Below are 17,764 nucleotides of genomic sequence, written 5' to 3' on the forward strand. Positions count from 1 at the left end.
CCGTCACGGCCCACGTGCGTCATCCGCGCGCAGCGCACTGCGCAGGATCACGGTTACCGGTTCGCCGGCCTCCAGCGTGATCATCGGGGCGCGGTCCAGCATGTCCTTGGTGGCTTTGTCGAGCGGGCTGTCCAGGTTGCGGCCAAGCAGGGCGCCAAGCAGGCTGCCGCCTCCGGTCAGGACGGCGGTGGTCACGTCCACGGCGGTGCTGGCGGCGATCAGTAGGCCGGTTCGGAACCAGGGCACTTCAACGCTGCCGGGCAGGCCGCTGGCGCCGGTGGCGTCGGCGGTCATGGCGGCGATGGTGACGGTGTCGTTCTTCGGCCAGGGCCGGGTGATCACCGGGTTGGCGATCTCCAGACGTTTCTGTCCGCGCGTTACGGCCGGGGCGTAGGCCATGGTCAGCGTGGAGCCGGCAGGCACCGCCAGACAGGAAAAGCCAGCGTCCCACACGTCGCGCGTCACCATGGCGGTGAGAATGCCGCCCCGTTCGCTCACCACCCGCGTGATCGTCTGCGCCGGAATCGGCGTGCCGGCCGGCACCACGCAGGCGCCGTCCGCTGGCGTGAAATCGGACGCAGCGCGGATAGCCTCGCTTCCCGTGCCCTCCTCCCTGCGGCTCCAACCGCCCACACCGGCGTCTATGGCCTTCTTGCCCAATTCGTCCTCCTTCGGGACGGCCCTTGCCTGCGGTCGCACCGACGGAGGCGGCGGCTCCGTCGTCTTTATGCGGAGCACCGGTGGCGGTGCCGGAGCCGGCTTCGGTGCTATGTCCTCATAGCCCGGTAGCTTCGGCTCGCCGCGCGGCAGTTCGAGGCTGCCCAACACCTTGGGCAGGCCGGAGCCCTGGCTGCGGCCCAGCATGTAAGCGGCCAGGCCGAGCCCGAGCACGACGGCCGCCACCAGCAGGATGCGGACGACATGCGGACCGGAGGTGATCACCCGGTGGCGGGCCAGCGGATCGGGCGGCAGCGGCGGCGGGGTGTCGTTGACCGATGTCACGGGCGGGTCCTCCGGATGTGCACCTCCTGCGCGCCGATCGCCAACAGCAGGTGGTCGTGGATGCCGGCGACGCGGTAAGTGGCGTTCATCCGGCCATACTGGACGGGGATGCGGGTGCCGTCGGCGCCGATGCGCCAGAGGATCGGCGCGCCGTAGGTGCCGAGCGCGCCGGGGGTGAAGTTGATGATGGTCACCTCGCCGTCATCGCACACCGGCGGCTGGCCGTCGGGGGTCGGCACCGGCCGCCACTCGGGCGTGTCGCCGTCCAGCGTGTAGGTGCAGCGGCGGTCCCGGTAGGCCAGCTCGGTGGTGCGGTCGCGCCGGTCGCCGGCGGCGGTGGGAAGGGCGGCCGCCTGACCGTTCAGGGTGGCGAGGTAGTCTTCGGGGTAGCGCCAGCGCACCTCGACGTGGTGGGTGCGCTTGTGGGTCTCGACGTTCAGGTCGTATTTCCGCTCGCTGGTGAAGAGGGAAATCTGCTGGTTGAGGCCGGCCCGGCGCGGCATGAAGGCGATGCACTCGGTGCGCTGCGGCCCTTTGCCGAAGCTGTAGGGCTGGTGGGGAATCCACACCTGGGCGCCCGGCGCCACAATGTCGCGCACCACCTCGCCGGGCTTGAGGCAGACCAGCGTCTGGTTCCCCTCGGCCATGTAGACGAGGTATTGCAGGTCGGGCTGGTACCAATATTCGCAGCTCTTGCCCTTGAAGCAGGTGAGCGTCGGCAGGTCGAGGGCCGCCTCGTTGGCCTGCCCCACCCAACTGCGCGTCTGCGCCCGCGACGGCCGCGGCGATGCCTTCTCCTTCGGCTCCCGCTCCATCGCCGTCGGTGGGATGTGCAGGTCGGCCAGGGTGTAGGGACGATGTGGGGTGGCAGGACCGGCGGCCGGCGCCGAGGACGGCTCGGTGGCGCAGGCGGCCAACAGCGGCAGCGCCAGCAGGGAAGCCGGGAGTCTCATGGCTGGGGCTCCATCGTCTCGGATTGGGGGATGGGGTGGGCTTTGGCCGGCTCCTTCGTCTCGGCCTTCAGCGGCGTGCCGCTGGGCTCGGAGAAGCCGGAGATCGAGACGCCGTCGAGCGCACCGTCGCGCGAGGGACCGTCGACGGTGACCACGGCGGCGCTCATCAGCGTCTTCGCGCGCGGCTTGAAGTCCCGGTACACCGTCTCGGTCCACACCACGTAGAAGGCCGAGGTACCGGTCTTCGGGTCGGCCTCACGCTCCTGGACGCGGATGTCGGCGACGTCGCGGGTCCAGCCCTCGCCCGGAGCGAGGTCGGATGCCAGCAGGGCGTCCCACTTGCGCTCGGCCCCGCCGGTCAGCCGGGCGCGGGCGGCGGCGCGGTCCTTGGCCAGCATCACCGGGTCGGTGCCGATCTGCCGCTGCCAGCGGACGAACCACTGGACGGCGTTGATCCGGGCGCCCTTGGTAACGGTGATGGTGTTGTCGAGCAGCACGAGGCGCTGGTGGCCATCCATCTCCTGCTCCACCCGGTAGACCGGCTTGTACCGGGCGATCTCCACCAGCTTACCGGCGATGCGCAGGTTGTCCCAGGTCATCAGCGAGCCCCAGGACAAGCCGAGCACCGCCAGGGCGAAGGTCCAGCGCTTCAGCCGCAGCGCCTTGGCCTCCCGGCTGGCGCGGTAGGTCATGGCGGCGAGGTATTTGGCACTGTCGGGCACGGCCGCCGGTGGCGGGTCGTAGACGTTGACGACGCGCTCCTTCATGACGGGTCGATCTCCTTGTCGTCGGCGCGGCGATCCGTTCCGGGCGACTGGCCCGGCGGGTCCTGTGGCCGTTCGGTGGCGTTGGAGGCGGTGCGGCGCAGCCACGACTCTTCGCCGCCCCAGCGCTCGATGAGCCGGCTGGCCTGCCCGCGGGTGAGATTAGGATCGACGGTGCGGCCGGCGGCGAGGCGGTCGAGTTCGCCGCGCTGGGCATCGGTCATCGGCTTGTCCCAGCCGCTGCCACGCGGGGCCGAGGCCCGGGAGCCACCGAAGCGGCCGCCCGGGTAGCGGCGCCCGGCCGAGGCGCCGCCGGTTCCGCCACCAGCACCGCCACCGGCCCCGCCGGTGCTGCCGACGGACGCGGTTGCACCAGTCGTCACATGACGCAGGCCGCTCCACACCGCCGAGGCGCTGACGGCGAGGCTGCCGGGCGCCCCGGTGGTGGCCGCCGCCGCGCCGGCCATGGTGCGCATGCCAAGCCAGCCGGTGGTCCACAGGGCGGCCAGCGCCGTCATGCCGTCCATCACCGGGCCGCCGTTGACCAAGCCGGCGGCGGCGCGCGGCGCCTTGATGGCCAGCACGAAGATCGCCGCCGCCAGAACCGCCACCCCGAAGGCCTGGGCCAGGGTCGGGGTGCCCTGGAAGGTCAGCGCCAGCAGCGTGGCGCTGCACATGGCGATGACGCAGCCGAGCACCAGCAGCTTGAGCGCGGTGGCCGCGATGTAGCCGATGGCGCGCTCGGCCACGAAGCTGGTGGGGCCGAGCACGGCGAAGGGGATGGCGAGGTAGGCGGCGAGCGACAGCAGGCGGTATTCCAGGAAGGCGAGGAACACCTGAATGGCTAGGATGCAGAAGCTGACGATCACCACCAGGGCGGCCAGCAGGAAGATGACGATCTCGACGAAGTTCAGGAAGAAATCGACCGGCCCCAGCATCTCCTTGACGCGCTGCATCAGCGGGATCACCGCCTGGATGCCGAGATGGGCGATGTAGCCGGGGTCGTCGAGCGCGAAGCCGCCGCCGGGCACGAGATTGAGCCCCTGCCGGGCGGCGGCCTGCATCAGCGCCGCCGAGCCGGCGGGGAACCACTCGACCAGGGCGCCGATGGCGGCGAACTTCAGCAGCATGCGCAGGAAGGGGCCGTGCACCGGCGCCTTGCCCTCGAACAGCCAGAGCAGCAGCGCCAGCGTATAGGAGAGCATCATCAGCAGGCGCAGGGCGGTCTGCACGTCCGGCCCGAGCAGGCCAAGGCCGGTGACCACGGCGGCGGTGAGCTGATGCAGGACGACTGACAGGGCGCTGACGTCCATGGCGGTCACCTTCCCGGCGTGGTGTACGTGCCGATGCCCTGCCAGGCCGGGTTGCTGCGCTCCAGCCGCTCCAGGGCGGACGCCCCGTCGTCGGAGCGGGCGTAGAGGACCAAGGCCACGGCGCCGATGACGCTGACGAGGAGCATCGCGCCGAGGGCGAGGAGGATGTGCCGGATGCTCATGGGTCAACTCCCGGGCGCGCCGTAGGTGTCGAGGCCCTGCCAGTTGATGCGGGTGTGCTGGCGGGCGCGCTCGACGGCGGCCTGCTCGTAGTCGAGCTGGGCTTCCGCCGCCCGGTGGTGCGCCGCCTGCATCATCAGGAGCTGGCCGGCGACCTCGGCGTTGAGCAGCGTCGCCTGAGTGCCGGCGTCGATGGCGCAGGTCTGGCCGTCGCACCCCTTCAGCGCCGCCATGAGTGCATGGGCACGGGCCGGGTAGTCCTCGATGCCGGTCATGACGTCGGCCGAGACCAGCTTGCTGGCCCGGCTGGCGTCCCGGGCGAGGCGGGCCTGCTCGGCTTGGTGTTCCGCCAGCGCCTCGGCGCTCATGCCCTCCGGCAGGGCGTCCGGGTAGAGGTCGGCGAACTGCTGTCCGACGCCGTCCAGGCTCCAAAGCACCCGGTCCACCAAGCCGGCGGCGCGGCGGGCGTCGCCGAGCCGGACGGCCACCGCGACGCGCGTGTCGAGATCGGACAACCGGCGCATGCGGATCATGTTGTCGATCTGGGTCAGCATGTGCGCGGTCTGGGCGATGATCTCGACCTCCTGGCGCTGCACCATCTCCTCGACGATGCGCGGCCGGCTCTCCACGATCGGGCAGCCGGGCGCCTGGGTGCCGCCGCTCCCCGTCACGCCGGATGCGGCCCCCATGACGGCTCCGGCGGCTCCGCCGGTGACGTAACCGGCGACGACCGAAAGCGCGGTGCCGAACAGCCCGTCGCCCTCCTCGGAGAAGCAGCCGCCTCCGCCACCACCGCCGAAGAAGCTGTTCAGGAGCCCGCCCAGGAAGGCATGGGCCGGGGGCGGCGAACCGACGGTGACGGCCAGAACCACGGCCATGGCCGTGGACGTGCGCATCCAACGCGGGCTCATGGTATTTCTCCTTCATGTTCATGGGTCGTCTCCAGGGTGGCGGCGGCCTCGTCCAAGCCGTTGCAGCGCAGCCATTCCGCGGCGAAACGCTGCGGCCCGGCGTTCGCCATCAGCTCGAAGGCGCGGCGCTTGTGGGCGGCCCCGCCGCAGCCGCACACGGCGAGCGCCGCCGGGTCGAGGGTGAGCTGGCCGAGCCGGCTGCCTTCGGGGGTCTTGAAGAAGAGGTCGCGGCGCGGCATGGCACGGGCGACCTGGCCGGCCTGGGTGGCGTTCAGCCCCCAGTCGCGCAGGATGGAGCGCTTGGCGGCGTTGGGATCGGCGAGCAGCACCAGGACCTGGATGGTCTTCAGCATCGCCGCGATGGCCGAGCCCTCGATGTCGTCGAGCTGGTGGGTGGCGAGCACCAGGGCGACGTTCTTCTTCGGCCCGCGCCGGCGCAGCTCGTCCAGCTCGGCGGGCTGGTGCTTGAGCGCTTTGAACGCCTCGTCGACGAGGAACAAGGTCGGCCGGCCGTCCTCGAACAGCCGGTAGAAGCGGCGAAACAGCGCCTTGATCACCGGCGCCGCACCGGGGCCGCGGTCGATCAGCGCGCCGATGTCCACGGTGGTCCAGGCGGAACCGAGGAAGCGGTCCTCGGCCGCGTCAACGAGGTCGCCGTAGGGGCCGCCGCGGCAATAGGGCTCCAGCGCAATGCGGACGATGTTGTCCTGCACCAGATGGGCGAGGTGCGACAGCGTACGCTCGGACGGCGGCGAGACGGCCAGCAGGTGCAGCGCCGCGTCCACCGCGTCGCCCGCCTCGGCGGCCGACAGGTTACCCGGTCCCAGGACGCCCTGAAGACGCAGCAGGTCCATGACGAAGCCATGGCCCCAGGCGAAGCCGTTGGGGGTGTCCACGTCGGCCAGCGGCTGCAAGGCGAGGTCATTGAGCGTGCCGTCGCCCGAGCCCATGGACAGGAACTCGCCGCCGGCCGCCCAGGTCGCCACCAGCGACGTGCTCTCCGTGGCGTCGACGTCGATCCAGACGACGCGGGCACCGGCGGCGCGGGCGAGGAACTGGTGGCCCATGAAGGCCAGCACGGTGGACTTGCCGGTGCGCGGTGGGCCGATCACCAGCGCCGCCCCGTCCTGCCCCTGGTGGATGTCGAGCATCAGTGGCGTGCCGCCCTCGGCCTCCAACTGCATGAGGGGATCGCATTTGAGGTGCGGGTTGCGCTCCGGCCCGCCCCAGGCCGAGGAGAGGATGAGGAAGTCGGCGAGCTGGACCTGGGTCAGCGGCACTTTGCGCGGGTTCGGACGGACATGGCCGGGCAGCGTGCCGTACCACGCCCGCTCGGCGCCCCAGGTCTCCTCGATGACGGTGAAGCCCAGCGTGCGCAGCGCCTTGACCAGGTCGTCGCGGCGCTCCTCCACCTCCTCGACCGAACGGCCCCACAGCACGGCGGTGGGCGTCATCCAGCCGGAGCTGGTGCCGGCCTGCTCGGCCTCCAGCCGGGCGGCCTCCGCTTCCAGCGCCTCCATGACGCCGACCGGGTCGTGGCGCAGGGCGGCGTAGCCGCCGACGGCGCGCAGCAGAACCGAGCGCCAGTCGTAGGAGGTGTCGTCGTGCTTGCGCCACAGGGCGGCGAAGACGCCGCGCGCCTGGACGTGGTCCATCGCCTCGAAGCGCACCGACCAGCGGAACTCGAAGGGCAGCGTGTCCAGCAGGTTGAGCAGACCGGGATGGCTGGCCTTGGGGTAGCCGCCAATGCCGATCATGCGGACCGGCCATTCCGTCCCGCCGTTGCTCCAGGCCGGGAACGAGCCGGGTTTGAAGCCGACGTCCACGAGGTTGGCCTTGATCGGAAAGCCGGGGATGTCGGGGGCGGTGACGTGGCGCTGGTAGAGGGGCGAGACGCAGTTGTGCAGCAGGGTCTGCACGCCGTCGTCGTCCAGCATCCTGGCCCACCCCACCGCCCGGCCGAGCAGGGAGGCGAACTGGAGCACCAATTGCCGGAAGGGCTCGACGTGGTCGCGCATGACATCCGGCTTGGCGCGCTCGGGCGGGTTGCGGGTGAACCAGGAGGCCACCGTGCGCGTGGTCGGCCGCGACGGCGTGTGGGTGATCGCCACGAAGGTGCGGGTGCGGAGCTGCCGGCCGGCGTCGTCGAGGCGGTCACGCCGCTCGCCGTCGATCAACTCGGACACCGGGTGCGTTCCGGTGGAGCGCGGGTAACCGCCGACCTCCCGCCGCTGCATCTCGAAATGGAAGGTCCAGCCGCCGGTGAAGGGGAACAGGACGTTGCCGGCGGCCAGCGCCGTCTGCATCCGCTCGGCCGGGTCCTGGCCGTCCTGGTCGCGGCCGCCGTACTCGACGACGGCCATCAGCGCGCCGTCCTCCTCCAGCAGCACCACGCCGGGCCAGACGAATCCATCCCACGGCAGGTGCCGGGACAGGGAATCGAAGCCGTCGTCGAAGGCGGTCAGGTCGAGCATGCCTCACCTCGGGGCGCGGTAGGAGGAGAGGGACAGCGACCGGCCGCGGGTGCGCAACGCCCGCAGCAGCCAAGCCGAGGCGTTCTGGCGGACGATCTCCAGCCACCAGGGATCGCGGCGGGTGAGATAGCGCGCCGTCAGGAAGACCAGTAGGAACCCCGCCACCGCCTGCGGGATGGCGCCGAGTGCCAGCCACAGCTCCGCGGCCAGCCAGACGGCGATGGCCAGCAGCTCCATCGGCACGCCGAGCGGCATCTTGCTGAGTGGTCCTTCTTACTTCCCAAACAGCCATCACCTATTCTTCTCGGTAGCCGCCGGACGCCTGTCTTCGCCGCCGTTCCTACGCCACACCACGCCCGGTCCCGGAACCGTTCGGGACCCCGCCTCGCTCAGCCCGTTTTCCCTGTCCGGCCACGGCCGAACACCTCATCGACCAGCCGCCGGACATCGACCTCGGCCGGCCCGATGAAGTCGATCTCCTGCACCAGCAGGCCGGTGCCCCGGCTCATGGCGAAGCTCATCCGTTCCCCCACCACCGCGGCGGCCACGGGCAGACGCAGACCGCAGACGGTCATCTCGGTGCCCGGCTCGATCTCCAGGCCCGCGGGGGCATGCGTCAGGACCACCGACGCCGTCATGGCCGGTTCGACCGCCAGCGCCTCGACCACCAGCTGCATGGTGGCGGCGCAGCGTCCCACGGCGTCCCGTTCGGGATGGGTCGGCACCAGCACGGTGTCCGCCGCCAGCAGCGCCGCGCGCAGGGCTGCGGTGGAGGCCGCCGGGGTGTCAATGATCACGTGGTCGAAGCGGGCGTGCAGGCCCCAGACGCCGCAGCGCAGGTCCGGGCTGGCGATGCCGATGGTCTCGAACAGCGCCGGCAGGTCGTTGCGCCGCCGGCTCTCGGCCCACTCCAGGGCACCGGAGCGCTGGCCGGTGTCGAGCAGCGCCACCCGCTTGCCTTGCAGAGCCAGCTCGCCGGCGAGATGCACCGCCAGCGTCGTCCGTCCGGCGCCACGGGCCTGGTTCACAAGCGCCACGATCATGATGTGCCCTCCTCGGGAAAGGCGCCGTCCAGCAGCTCGCGCAGCAGCACCGCCATGGTCACACCCCGGCGGAAGGCGGCGATCCTGATCCGCCCGCGCAGCTCGGGGGTGACGTCCACCGTGAGCCGCGCGGTGTAGAGGTCCGCCTTGGGGGTGGCCGGCCCGTCGCCCTGGCGCACCCAGGTGTCGGGGGTGCCGGGACGCGCCCCGAAGCCGATCCGCCCGCCGCTCACCGGAGCGTCCCCAGCACTTCGGCGGCAAGCGCCACCATCTCGCGGGCGGCCTGCGATCCGGGCGCCTCCTCGGCCGCCAGCCGGCCGGCGCGGGCGCAACGGGCGAAGACGACGCGCTGACCCACCGTCGTCGCCAGGGCCGGCGGCAGCGTGCCGGCGAGTTCCCGGCGGGCGTCGCGCAGCAGCAGCGTGCGGGCGATGCAGCGGTTGAGCACGAAGCGCGCCTCCAGGCCGGGCTTCCAGCCGCGGGCGTCGTCGAGCAGGCGCAGCAGCTCCGCCGACGCCCAGGCATCGTAGGGGCTCGGCTGCACCGGGATGAGGACGAGGTCGGCGGCCAGCAGCGCCGAACGGACGAGGCCGGTGACGCGCGGCGGCCCGTCGATGACCACGTGCCGGTAGCCGCGGGCCAGTTCCGGCACCTCGCGGTGCAGCGTCTCGCGGGCCAAGCCGGTCATCGCGAACAGCCGGGGCAGGCCCCCGCGGTCGCGCTGCACGGACCAGTCGAGCGCGGAGCCTTGGGGATCGGCGTCGATGAGCAGGACCCGGTGGCCCGGGCGCGCCAGCTCGGCGGCGAGGTGGGTGGCGAGCGTCGTCTTGCCGACGCCGCCCTTCTGGTTGAGCAGCGCCACGATCATGACGCCGCTCCCCGGGCTGCGGCGTGGAGCCGGCTTTCCTCGGCATCCCCGCGGCCCATCAACAAAGACTCGTTAGACTCTCTGTTAGATACGTTAAGGGCGCGAATCGGCCCTGTATACCAAGGGCCTGGATGGTGTCCGTGCACCCGATAGCACGAGTGCCGTGCACCCGATGGCACGAGCGTTTGCACACCCGATAGCACGAGCGGTGTCACCGGTTTATCCCCCGTGTCTGTGGATAAGTCTGCGGCGCGAAGCGCAGCCGTTCGCTGCCGTCCGGCTGGCGCTCGACGGCCAGCCGGTAACCCGGCAGCCGCTGGCACCGGGCGACGGTGCGCAGGTCAATGGCGAAATTGGCGAAGCGGGCGAGGCTGCCCGACTTGGCGTGTAGGTGGCGGAAATCGAAGGCCCAGCCCTCGGCCTGGCGGCCGGCGTGCTTGCGGGCGAGCCGGTACAGCCAGCGCTCGATGCCGCCGGTGAGGCCGAAGTATTCCCGCCCAATGGTCAGCACGAAGGCGTCGGCGAGGACGCCCTGGTAGAACCAGTCCGGCAGGATCAGTTCCAGCCCCAGCGGCCGGCCGGCGGCGTCGGTGCGCTCCTTCCACTCGTTGATCCAGGAGAAGCGGTGCCGGCGCCGCAGGTCGGGCTGGCGGAGGTTGGTGACCACCGTGGTCGCCTGAAGCCGGTCGAGGGCGGCGCGCAGGCGCTGGTAGTCGCGCAGCGAGGTGCCGCGCCCGGTGAAGGTGAGGATCTGGTGTGGTGTCGCACTGAGCAGGCGCGCGGTGCGCAGGCCGGCGTCGCGCGCCTCGACGAGTTGGCTGGCCGCCCAGATCAGCACGTCGGCGTCCCAGATGGTGGCGATGCCGTGCTCGGCGGTGCCCTCGACGCGGATGCGCACCTCGCCCGCGGCGTAGTCGATGGGCTCGGTGCGCTTCGACTTGGCGAGCGAGAAGAACGGGTGCGCCATCAGGTCCTGCTGGTCGCGCACCGCCATGTCGCCGGGCAGCGCAACGAACAGGTCGAGCTGCATTTGCCGTTCGCTGTTGCGGAAGACCCCGTACATGGCGCAGCTCAGCGGCTCGCCGGGCGGGCCGGCCGCACGGTGCCGGTGCCGGGATCGGAGGTGGAGGTGCGCAGGCCCTGGTCGGCCCAGCTCTTCAGGTCCTCGACGGCGTAGACCACCCGGCCGCCGATCTTGCGATAGCGCGGGCCGGTGCCGTAGACGCGATGCATCTCCAGCGTTCGGCCGGACAGGCCGAGGAAACGCGCGGCCTCGGGCGTGCGCAGGAAGCGTGGGGGAAGGCCACCGGTCTTGTCGTCCATTCGTCCGTCTCCGTGTGCTGCGGGCACCCCAGGGACAGAGGGGCGCGTCGTGGAGCACGGTGGCGGAGGGGAGGCATGGCCAGGGAGGGGAAAGACCTTGCGGGGGTGAGTCCCCCGGTGGGGAGCGATCAAGACCTCGAAAATGCTTGGTTTCAGCGCCGTTCAATCACCGGGGCAAGGCAGAGTGGACAATAATCTTGCCTGAAGAACAGCGCGATGCCGCTGGATCAGCGGAAATCCGGATTTCCGGATCGGCTTTTTTCGGATAGGCGCCAGGAGCGGATACCCAATACTTGCGCCTTAAAGAACTGAGTTGGAGGCGCCTATCGCAACGGCTGACGTCTCGTTGGGGCGGGTCAGGCGCCGAAGCCACAAAAGGTCGGTGTGGCGCACGCAACTGTCGGAGACAGGCTGACGGTAAGGCATCGGTGTGGTATGCAACCCGTCGATACCGGTCCGCGCTTCTGGGGCTCTGACATGCCGACCAAAGTCCGCGTTTTCATCAGTAGCACAATGGAAGACCTCGCCAACGAGCGTCAGGCAGTAGTAGAGCAGGTACGTGGTCTGGGGCTTGAGCCAGTGAATGCCGAAGGCTTGCTGCCGAACGGCGAAACCAGTTGGAATTTGCTGGCGGATGAGATCCGTACATCTCATGTTTTCATCCTTATCCTCGGCGACAGGTATGGCTGGATTCCCACCACGGGCTATGGCGCAGGACAGAATAAGGGGGTGACGCACTTGGAGGTTGATCTTGCTCGCTCCTTGAATATTCCTATTTTGCCATTCTTTAAAAAGCTAAAATATGGTTCAGATGCATCAAGTGACGATGCAGTCCGCCGCGATCACTTTAGGACTGAAATCGGGGACTGGTCGAAAGGAATATTTAGAGCTGAATTTGATTGGGCAATTGACCTTGGGCAAAAAGTTCGAACGGCTCTTCTAGATGTGTTCCAGGACACTTATCTCAAGCAGCTAGTGCGAAAACTTGAGGCTGGAAGATCGACGATCACCGAGCCAACTTCCCAGCCCCCCCTCGGTTTCGGTAGTGGGCCCCAACGTTCGCCTAGTTCAATACTCTTCGCTGGCGCAGGCTTTTCTATAGCAGCCGGTTACCCGACAGCGAGCGCTTTAGCAGAGATATTGGGCCAACGGTTGGGGTTGCAGTCAAGTGGCGTTGAGATTCTCAGCCGCCATTCGTTTACTGATGTTGCCGCCCTTGCCGAAGCTAAGTTGGGACGCGCTAGCATAATACGCGCTATACAGGAATTGCTTGATACGCCTCTCCCCGTTACCCCGACTCGCGCCCATCTTGCGGCAGTCCAGGCATTTCCAATAATCATTACAACGAACTATGATCTACTTTTCGAACGCGCCTGCAAGATGCTAAGTATTAACTATGCTGTTTATACACCGACCTCTTTCCGCCCCAACGGGCAGGCCGATGTTACAATCTACAAGATTGATGGATCAATTTCTGATCCGGACACCTTGATCCTCACGGATGCAGATGCTTACCGTGCCCAGATCACTAGCGCGTTTTGGAACCCGATAGCGAGCGCATTACAGAATTGCCGCCTTGTTATCGTCGGGCACTCGGTGCGAGACCCTACCAGCCGACGGATTCTTAACAGCCGGAACCGTGAACTTCCGGGAGTCTACGTCTCACCTTATTTGGATGAGCTGGACGCCGTTCTCCTTCATCGCTACAGCCTAGAAGGAATTAAGACTGACGCTGATACCTATATGACCGCAGCCCTTAGCTTGAGCGCGCATCCGTTAAATTTGTCGTCTTAAAGGTTCTTATGCATCTCGTTGTTATACTACGCAGTCTTTTCAGTCTGCCTCGAGTCAAAAGCAGATATTGGATTTTGTTCAGGAAAAATCGCTCCGGTTCCCCGGTAGGTAGGACGCACGCAAGGAAAGGTCACCCATCATCCTTTGCTTTCCTCGTGCCACGGCGCCACGCCCAAATCGTAGCGTCATTGTCCTGTACCCAATCGGCCAATTTCTCGACTTCGGTAATGGCTTCCAGCAACCGCTCCCGGCTGACCTCGATGGGAAGGCCGTGCCACGGCATGTCCTGCTCGACGTCCCAGCGCTGGCGATCCTCGCTGACGAAGAAAGGGTTTGGGTGCTTCTCCAGCGTTTTAATATTGTGATTGCTTTGGAAAGTTAGGAAATCATTGCTGTGATGAAAGTCGTTGCGAGCCAGGACAACCTGTTCGATGAGGTCGAAACGAATTGGACAACTAGCGTAGATCTCTCCCATAATATGCTCAAGTATTTGTCGATAAGCTTCAACAAAGCCCTTCTTGAAGTGCTGCTTGCGAGCTTCCTTCGAGGTAAACTCGAGCCCGATTTCTCGCTCCAACGCCATAAAGTACAGTCTGAGCGTATCCGACAGCAGAGACACGGCCAACATACCGACAAGTTCGCGTGTCTGCTCGGCTTCCATCCATTCGTTCAGAAATGGCGGTTCCTCACTGTCATAGTCGGGATTGAATGGAGGCGGTTCGAACGGAGACACGCCGTCTTCAATTCGCTGCTTCAACTGCTCGAACGGAATGCGTGCTTCCTCGTAGAAGAGACGGATGATTCTGGTGCGCTCCCGCATGAAGTAGGAGAGGTCCATGCAGATTACTCCCTAGCTTGGCAGGTCGAGGCTGCGGCTTGTTAACGGCCTTTGTCCACGGGAATGTCTGCTAAGGGTCATAGCAGCCGTTGACCCAGTGCGGACTTTCCCGAGGTCTGCTTCGGGTTTATTTAAATTAATTGCGCCTAGTTGAGCCACCGTGCACCAGCAACGGGCGGCCTGAGGTATTTTCAAATGGCCTTGTGTGAGAATTTCACCGTCGTGCCGTCTGTTCTATTCACCCAGAAGCACTTGGTCCCGAACTCAGCGCTTCGTACGCTAAAATCCTTCACGCCGGTGCCGATTTTCTCCTTGGCTTCTGGATGACGGGCTAAGGCAGCCTCCAGCACGATAGCATCGGCCGCGCTGACCCTGTCACCAACATCGTATTTATTAAGCATCGCGTTTAGGTAGGCGACGGCATCGCCCTTCTTATCAAAGTACATGGGGCCGAGCGTCACGGCAATTTTCCTAGCCATCTACGACTCCTCACACGTTACTCAGTTGCTTCCGCAGGCCCGCCATCGTCGATCACAAGCAATCGCTCACGTAGCTCTCTAATAATGGCAGCCGGTATTTCCATGCCGCCGAGTTGGTCGGCGCGCTCTACGACCCACTCGCGGCACTCTTCCTGTCCAAGATCGTCGCGTGCGATCTTCTCATACAGGGCGACGGCGCTCATGCGGGACAAGCCAAGTTCCATCAGCGAAATCAGCGTTCGGGAGGATACGCCGAACTCAAGCTGCGTGCCGATGTCCAGCCCGTGGTCTATCAAGTCCTCACGGCCGATCGACCTAAGATGCAAGTGCAATACGTCCATATAGGCCGACAAGTACTTCGGCGCTCTAAAGCGCGCGATCTGCTCAACTAGGGCCATGGTGTCGCGTATGAGCGCTGGCAGCTTATAGGGGCGGTTGACCTCTATATGCCACGCGATATTCCTGCGGATAATCTCCGCCAGAGACTGGCCTCTCAACCACTGGAAGACGATCAAGGCATAGAGCTTGATGCGGCTTTCGGGCTCGAACGCCGGAAACAGGCTCACATTGATCCGGCGCATGATCGTGACGAAGCGGTCGTAGCTGTCATCACTCGCCACCTCGGCTGGCAGTAGGTTCTCAGGTTCGCCCTTGTATGACCTGAAGGTGTCCAGCAGGCGCTGTAATCCGACGGGGCTGACGCCCGGATGGCGGGCTGCCAGATCGGCATCAATGTCCAACTGGCTTGCAAGACCATGCAGCACATCGTCGAGCCTCGCGATGAAGGCAGAGGTGTGCCGCTTGGCGAGATCTGCCTGAGAAATTGACCCCAAGCGCATGTAGGACGTTAAAAGGTAGGCGCCAACCTGCTCGAACTCCTCGCTGCCTTCCAAATCCGATGGGGTCCGCTCGCCTCGTTTCGCTAGATAGTCGAGGAGCGCGTCGCCGAGGTCGAGCACTGCATCGCTCTCCCGTTTGATTGGGTATCTTGAACGAAGAGGAACTCCCTTTGGCCATGCGACCGGGTCGTTCGGGTCGATGCAGATGATGTTACCCTGGAACTCGGCCCCCCAGCGTCCGGCCCGACCCGCGAGGTTCCAGAAGTCGTGCGGCTCCATGGGATGGCCCTTACCCCTGCGTGGGCCGCGCACGACGATCGTGCGGCACGACAGGTTGACGCCCTCCACTAGTGTCGACGTGCAGACAAGGAAACGGATCTTTCCCGATCGGAACAGCCGCTCGATTTCGAGTCGGAGGAGCGATGGCATGTTCCCGAAGTGGAACGCTACGCCCCGCTCGACCAAGGGCGCCAGCCGAAAGTTTGGATGCACGCCCTTGCGGGCGAGTTCGGCCAAAGCGGTGAGCTCCGGATCAGTTAACTTTGGGTCGACCTTCGGCTGAAGCTGACTGATCAGATCCGCTATGTCCTCGGAATCCGCCGCGCCGTTGGCGTATACGAGCGTGCCGCCCCGTTCGCCGGCCGCGGCAGCGATGAAGGCGAGGCGCTTGATAAAGCTGGCGGGCGTATTCGCGAGTTCGAGCACCCCGATTGGGATTGTGGCCTCTGCCTGTCTTGTCTCCAGGGTCCATCGCCTGGGCTTCCCCGGAACCTGCCGAGCCAGCAGCAAATTCTGGAGGACAGTTGGGGCGTCACTATTGACCGCTACCGTCTCGATGCCCTCTGGCGCATCCGCCAGTAGCTCTTCCGGGTTCTGGGTAGCCGGACTTATGAAGACGAGCTTCATCATGGGGTTCGTGCGCGACGCGCGCTCGACCGCATCCTGCAAGATGACGCCCCGTCCGTCATCGCCGATTTTGTGGGCCTCATCCACGATCAAGAGATCGACGAGAAAAGCGTCGCCCAACACATTGGCAAGGAGGTGCATCCGCTCTTGCGTCAGGACGAGCACGAGCCGAGAGCCGCCAGTGCGCGCCGCGTCGTACTTGCTGCGCAAAGGCAACGAAGACACCTCAATGCCTTTCGCGTCGCTCAGGAGATTCTGCAGATTCGTCTCGATCTCAGAGACAAGCGCCCGGGTAGGAGCGAGGTATATGGCTACCGCAGCTTCGGCCGCGCCGAGCTGATCGACAAGCCATTGCAATACCAAGAAAGTCTTCCCCGAAGCGGTGGGCGCCGATGCCGAAAGCCATCTAGCCAGCGAGGCATTCGTCCAGAACCGCTGTTGGAAGTCGTTCACCTGCATCCACTTTCCGGTGGTCTCGACGAGGATTGAACGATCCATTTCGCGGCGCTGGGCCTCGAGGCGGAGCGCGATCCCCAGCCGACTGTCGAGATCACCTGCCACAAGGGCGCGATTGACCGCCAGCGAGACAGCCCGAAAATTGGAGAGCTTGCCGAGCAGCACAGCGCCCGCATCCCTCACGCCTCTGTCGTCCGTCAAAGTGATAGCGGCGACTGCTATCCTGAGCGCGGCCTCTTGATCGGTTCGCATTTCTGACCGGGCCAGGATGCTGCCTGCAAAGATGAGTCGCTGCCAGTCAATACCGTCCGCACCAGTCTCGTGGGCCTCCCCCGCAAGGTTGTCCAGTTCGGACCGGACTGTCAGCCGGACGATCTTGGTCAAATCGTCGCGCACACCTTCCGCGAGCAGCCAAGCTTGCAAATCTTCAAGGCTCATTTCTTCAATCCCATGGCCTCGAGGAATGCGTCTCGAAAGTCCTGCGCGGACGGCAGAGGGATGCAGAAGAACTCGATCTCAAGGCTTTCGAGCTTGTTCGCGGTAAGGCTCTTACCAATCTTCTCCCGCCAGTCGACGAGCGCCTCGCGTGCCGCCTTCGCAATCTCGTCTGCTACTGCCTGAGCGTCGTTCTTAGGGTAGAAAGGCGCTCCGAAGCCCACTAGCGCCAGCCCGCAGTAGCGGACCCTATTCGACTGAGGCGACGACCGGTCGAAATACTTCCTGAGGGCGGCAGTGAGCGCCGGGTCGCTTAGATCCGCCCTGTCGCTCAGCAGGAGAAGATCGCGCTCTCGCTCGGCGCCTTCGTGCTCAGACTCGATAAGGTAGGGAGCCAGCGAGCCGAGGCAGGATCGGATTGCATCGCCCGCGTCTTCGTAGATCTTAGACTCGCCCCAGTAGAGTTTCAGCACGCCTTCCGATGTAACACCAGCGTAAACGCCATCGGCACCATGGTAGTGTAGACGGCCATCGGTCTTCAAATCCATCTTGCACAATATCTGGGGCAGCTTGAGAAACCGCTCCGCCAGCATAAAAAGCAGCATTTCTCCGCCCTCGCCCGTCTTCGCTAGGTCGGTAAAGGAACGCTTGGCCCGTTCGACCAGCTCGGCGATCGCCTCTGTGCTGTTGAACTTGGTGTCGCGTGCCTTCGCTTCTGCGACCTTGGATCGCGGCAGTGCGTAATCAGCCGCCAAGTTCCTCATGAACTCGGCGAGGCGACGCAACTGGATGCGACCATTGCCGTCCACGGCGAGGCAGTGGCAGTGAATTTTGACTGAGTGGCCTGTGATCAAAACGTCCCGCTCAACGAGCGCAAGATGGACACCTAGCACTTCGGGGTTGCCTGTTACTGCGGCTTCTAAAGCTTCCGCGTTTATCTCCGACAGGCCCGCTACCCCCATTTGGACTGGCCCGCTTCCTAAAAATCATTCGAGCTTCGAATTCCTGAAGTTTACACGAACTCGTCGTTGTTCAACAATTGTTTTTCGCCGTAACGATTCTTCCTCGTGGAGGGTTGCTTAGGACGCGCCGGGTCGATGAACGTGCGGTTCGGGGGCAGGCGCTCAGCGTCAGCTCCTGGCGCAAAGCGGATGAATCGGTTGACTCTGTATGTGTCTTCGCGCTT

18 protein-coding genes are annotated in these 17,764 nt (G+C 65.8%); 1 reads left to right on the plus strand and 17 read right to left on the minus strand.

The genetic code is table 11. The annotated features are described in order from the left end of the window. Positions 1-3 precede the first annotated feature (3 nt). From DXK32_RS17720 to DXK32_RS17775, 13 genes are all read right to left on the minus strand, one after another. Positions 4-1,002, minus strand: coding sequence for a TrbI/VirB10 family protein (locus tag DXK32_RS17720; protein ID WP_114859729.1), 999 nt, complete (start codon positions 1,000-1,002; stop codon positions 4-6). Then, entirely contained in the window at positions 999-1,955 is a 957-nt protein-coding gene (locus tag DXK32_RS17725) for a TrbG/VirB9 family P-type conjugative transfer protein (protein ID WP_114859730.1), read from the minus strand. The genes DXK32_RS17720 and DXK32_RS17725 overlap by 4 nt, the downstream gene beginning before the upstream one ends. Further along, the gene (locus DXK32_RS17730) at positions 1,952-2,722 is read right to left on the minus strand and encodes a hypothetical protein (RefSeq protein WP_114859731.1); all 771 of its coding nucleotides are present in this window, start codon (positions 2,720-2,722) and stop codon (positions 1,952-1,954) included. Before DXK32_RS17730 ends, DXK32_RS17725 begins: the two co-directional genes overlap by 4 nt. After that, positions 2,719-4,032: a type IV secretion system protein gene (locus DXK32_RS17735; protein WP_114859732.1), complete on the minus strand. Its 1,314-nt coding sequence runs from the start codon at positions 4,030-4,032 to the stop codon at positions 2,719-2,721. The genes DXK32_RS17730 and DXK32_RS17735 overlap by 4 nt, the downstream gene beginning before the upstream one ends. Before the next feature lie 5 nt (positions 4,033-4,037). Then, the gene (locus DXK32_RS32730) at positions 4,038-4,214 is read right to left on the minus strand and encodes a hypothetical protein (protein ID WP_205215757.1); all 177 of its coding nucleotides are present in this window, start codon (positions 4,212-4,214) and stop codon (positions 4,038-4,040) included. Positions 4,215-4,217: 3 nt separating this feature from the next. Continuing rightward, the gene (locus tag DXK32_RS17740) at positions 4,218-5,123 is read right to left on the minus strand and encodes a hypothetical protein (protein WP_114859733.1); all 906 of its coding nucleotides are present in this window, start codon (positions 5,121-5,123) and stop codon (positions 4,218-4,220) included. Then, the gene (locus DXK32_RS17745; protein WP_114859734.1) at positions 5,120-7,597 is read right to left on the minus strand and encodes a conjugal transfer protein TrbE; all 2,478 of its coding nucleotides are present in this window, start codon (positions 7,595-7,597) and stop codon (positions 5,120-5,122) included. The genes DXK32_RS17740 and DXK32_RS17745 overlap by 4 nt, the downstream gene beginning before the upstream one ends. Positions 7,598-7,600: 3 nt before the next feature. Continuing rightward, on the minus strand, positions 7,601-7,852 hold the full coding sequence (locus tag DXK32_RS17750) for a hypothetical protein (RefSeq protein WP_247877212.1): 252 nt from the start codon (positions 7,850-7,852) through the stop codon (positions 7,601-7,603). Between the two features lie 134 nt (positions 7,853-7,986). After that, complete coding sequence (locus DXK32_RS17755) at positions 7,987-8,640, minus strand: chromosome partitioning protein (RefSeq protein WP_114859735.1); 654 nt, start codon at positions 8,638-8,640, stop codon at positions 7,987-7,989. Further along, the gene (locus tag DXK32_RS17760; RefSeq protein ID WP_114859736.1) at positions 8,637-8,873 is read right to left on the minus strand and encodes a chromosome partitioning protein ParB; all 237 of its coding nucleotides are present in this window, start codon (positions 8,871-8,873) and stop codon (positions 8,637-8,639) included. Before DXK32_RS17760 ends, DXK32_RS17755 begins: the two co-directional genes overlap by 4 nt. Continuing rightward, positions 8,870-9,508 carry a ParA family partition ATPase gene (parA, locus tag DXK32_RS17765; RefSeq protein ID WP_114859737.1) on the minus strand — a complete coding sequence of 213 codons (639 nt, stop codon included), beginning with the start codon at positions 9,506-9,508 and terminating at the stop codon, positions 8,870-8,872. The genes DXK32_RS17760 and parA overlap by 4 nt, the downstream gene beginning before the upstream one ends. Positions 9,509-9,719: 211 nt before the next feature. Further along, positions 9,720-10,571, minus strand: a complete 852-nt coding sequence (locus DXK32_RS17770; RefSeq protein WP_114859738.1) for a replication initiator protein A — start codon at positions 10,569-10,571, stop codon at positions 9,720-9,722. A gap of 8 nt (positions 10,572-10,579) precedes the next feature. Then, a complete protein-coding gene (locus DXK32_RS17775) occupies positions 10,580-10,831 on the minus strand; it encodes a helix-turn-helix transcriptional regulator (protein WP_114859739.1) in 252 nt (83 codons plus the stop codon). A gap of 477 nt (positions 10,832-11,308) precedes the next feature. On the opposite strand from DXK32_RS17775, the gene DXK32_RS17780 reads away from it, so the two are divergent. Continuing rightward, positions 11,309-12,625 (plus strand): DUF4062 domain-containing protein, encoded by a 1,317-nt coding sequence (locus DXK32_RS17780; protein ID WP_162801229.1) that lies wholly within the window; start codon positions 11,309-11,311, stop codon positions 12,623-12,625. A gap of 130 nt (positions 12,626-12,755) precedes the next feature. Here the strand turns inward: DXK32_RS17780 and DXK32_RS17785 are convergent, their stop codons facing one another. From DXK32_RS17785 to DXK32_RS17800, 4 genes are all read right to left on the minus strand, one after another. After that, the gene (locus DXK32_RS17785) at positions 12,756-13,463 is read right to left on the minus strand and encodes a hypothetical protein (RefSeq protein WP_114859741.1); all 708 of its coding nucleotides are present in this window, start codon (positions 13,461-13,463) and stop codon (positions 12,756-12,758) included. A gap of 191 nt (positions 13,464-13,654) precedes the next feature. Then, on the minus strand, positions 13,655-13,942 hold the full coding sequence (locus DXK32_RS17790) for a DCL family protein (RefSeq protein WP_114859742.1): 288 nt from the start codon (positions 13,940-13,942) through the stop codon (positions 13,655-13,657). Between the two features lie 17 nt (positions 13,943-13,959). After that, on the minus strand, positions 13,960-16,581 hold the full coding sequence (locus DXK32_RS17795) for a DEAD/DEAH box helicase (RefSeq protein WP_114859743.1): 2,622 nt from the start codon (positions 16,579-16,581) through the stop codon (positions 13,960-13,962). After that, a complete protein-coding gene (locus DXK32_RS17800) occupies positions 16,578-17,540 on the minus strand; it encodes a HamA C-terminal domain-containing protein (RefSeq protein ID WP_114859744.1) in 963 nt (320 codons plus the stop codon). The genes DXK32_RS17795 and DXK32_RS17800 overlap by 4 nt, the downstream gene beginning before the upstream one ends. Between the last annotated feature and the right edge of the window lie 224 nt (positions 17,541-17,764).

This window comes from Azospirillum brasilense (assembly GCF_003349955.1).
GTDB lineage: Bacteria > Pseudomonadota > Alphaproteobacteria > Azospirillales > Azospirillaceae > Azospirillum > Azospirillum brasilense_B.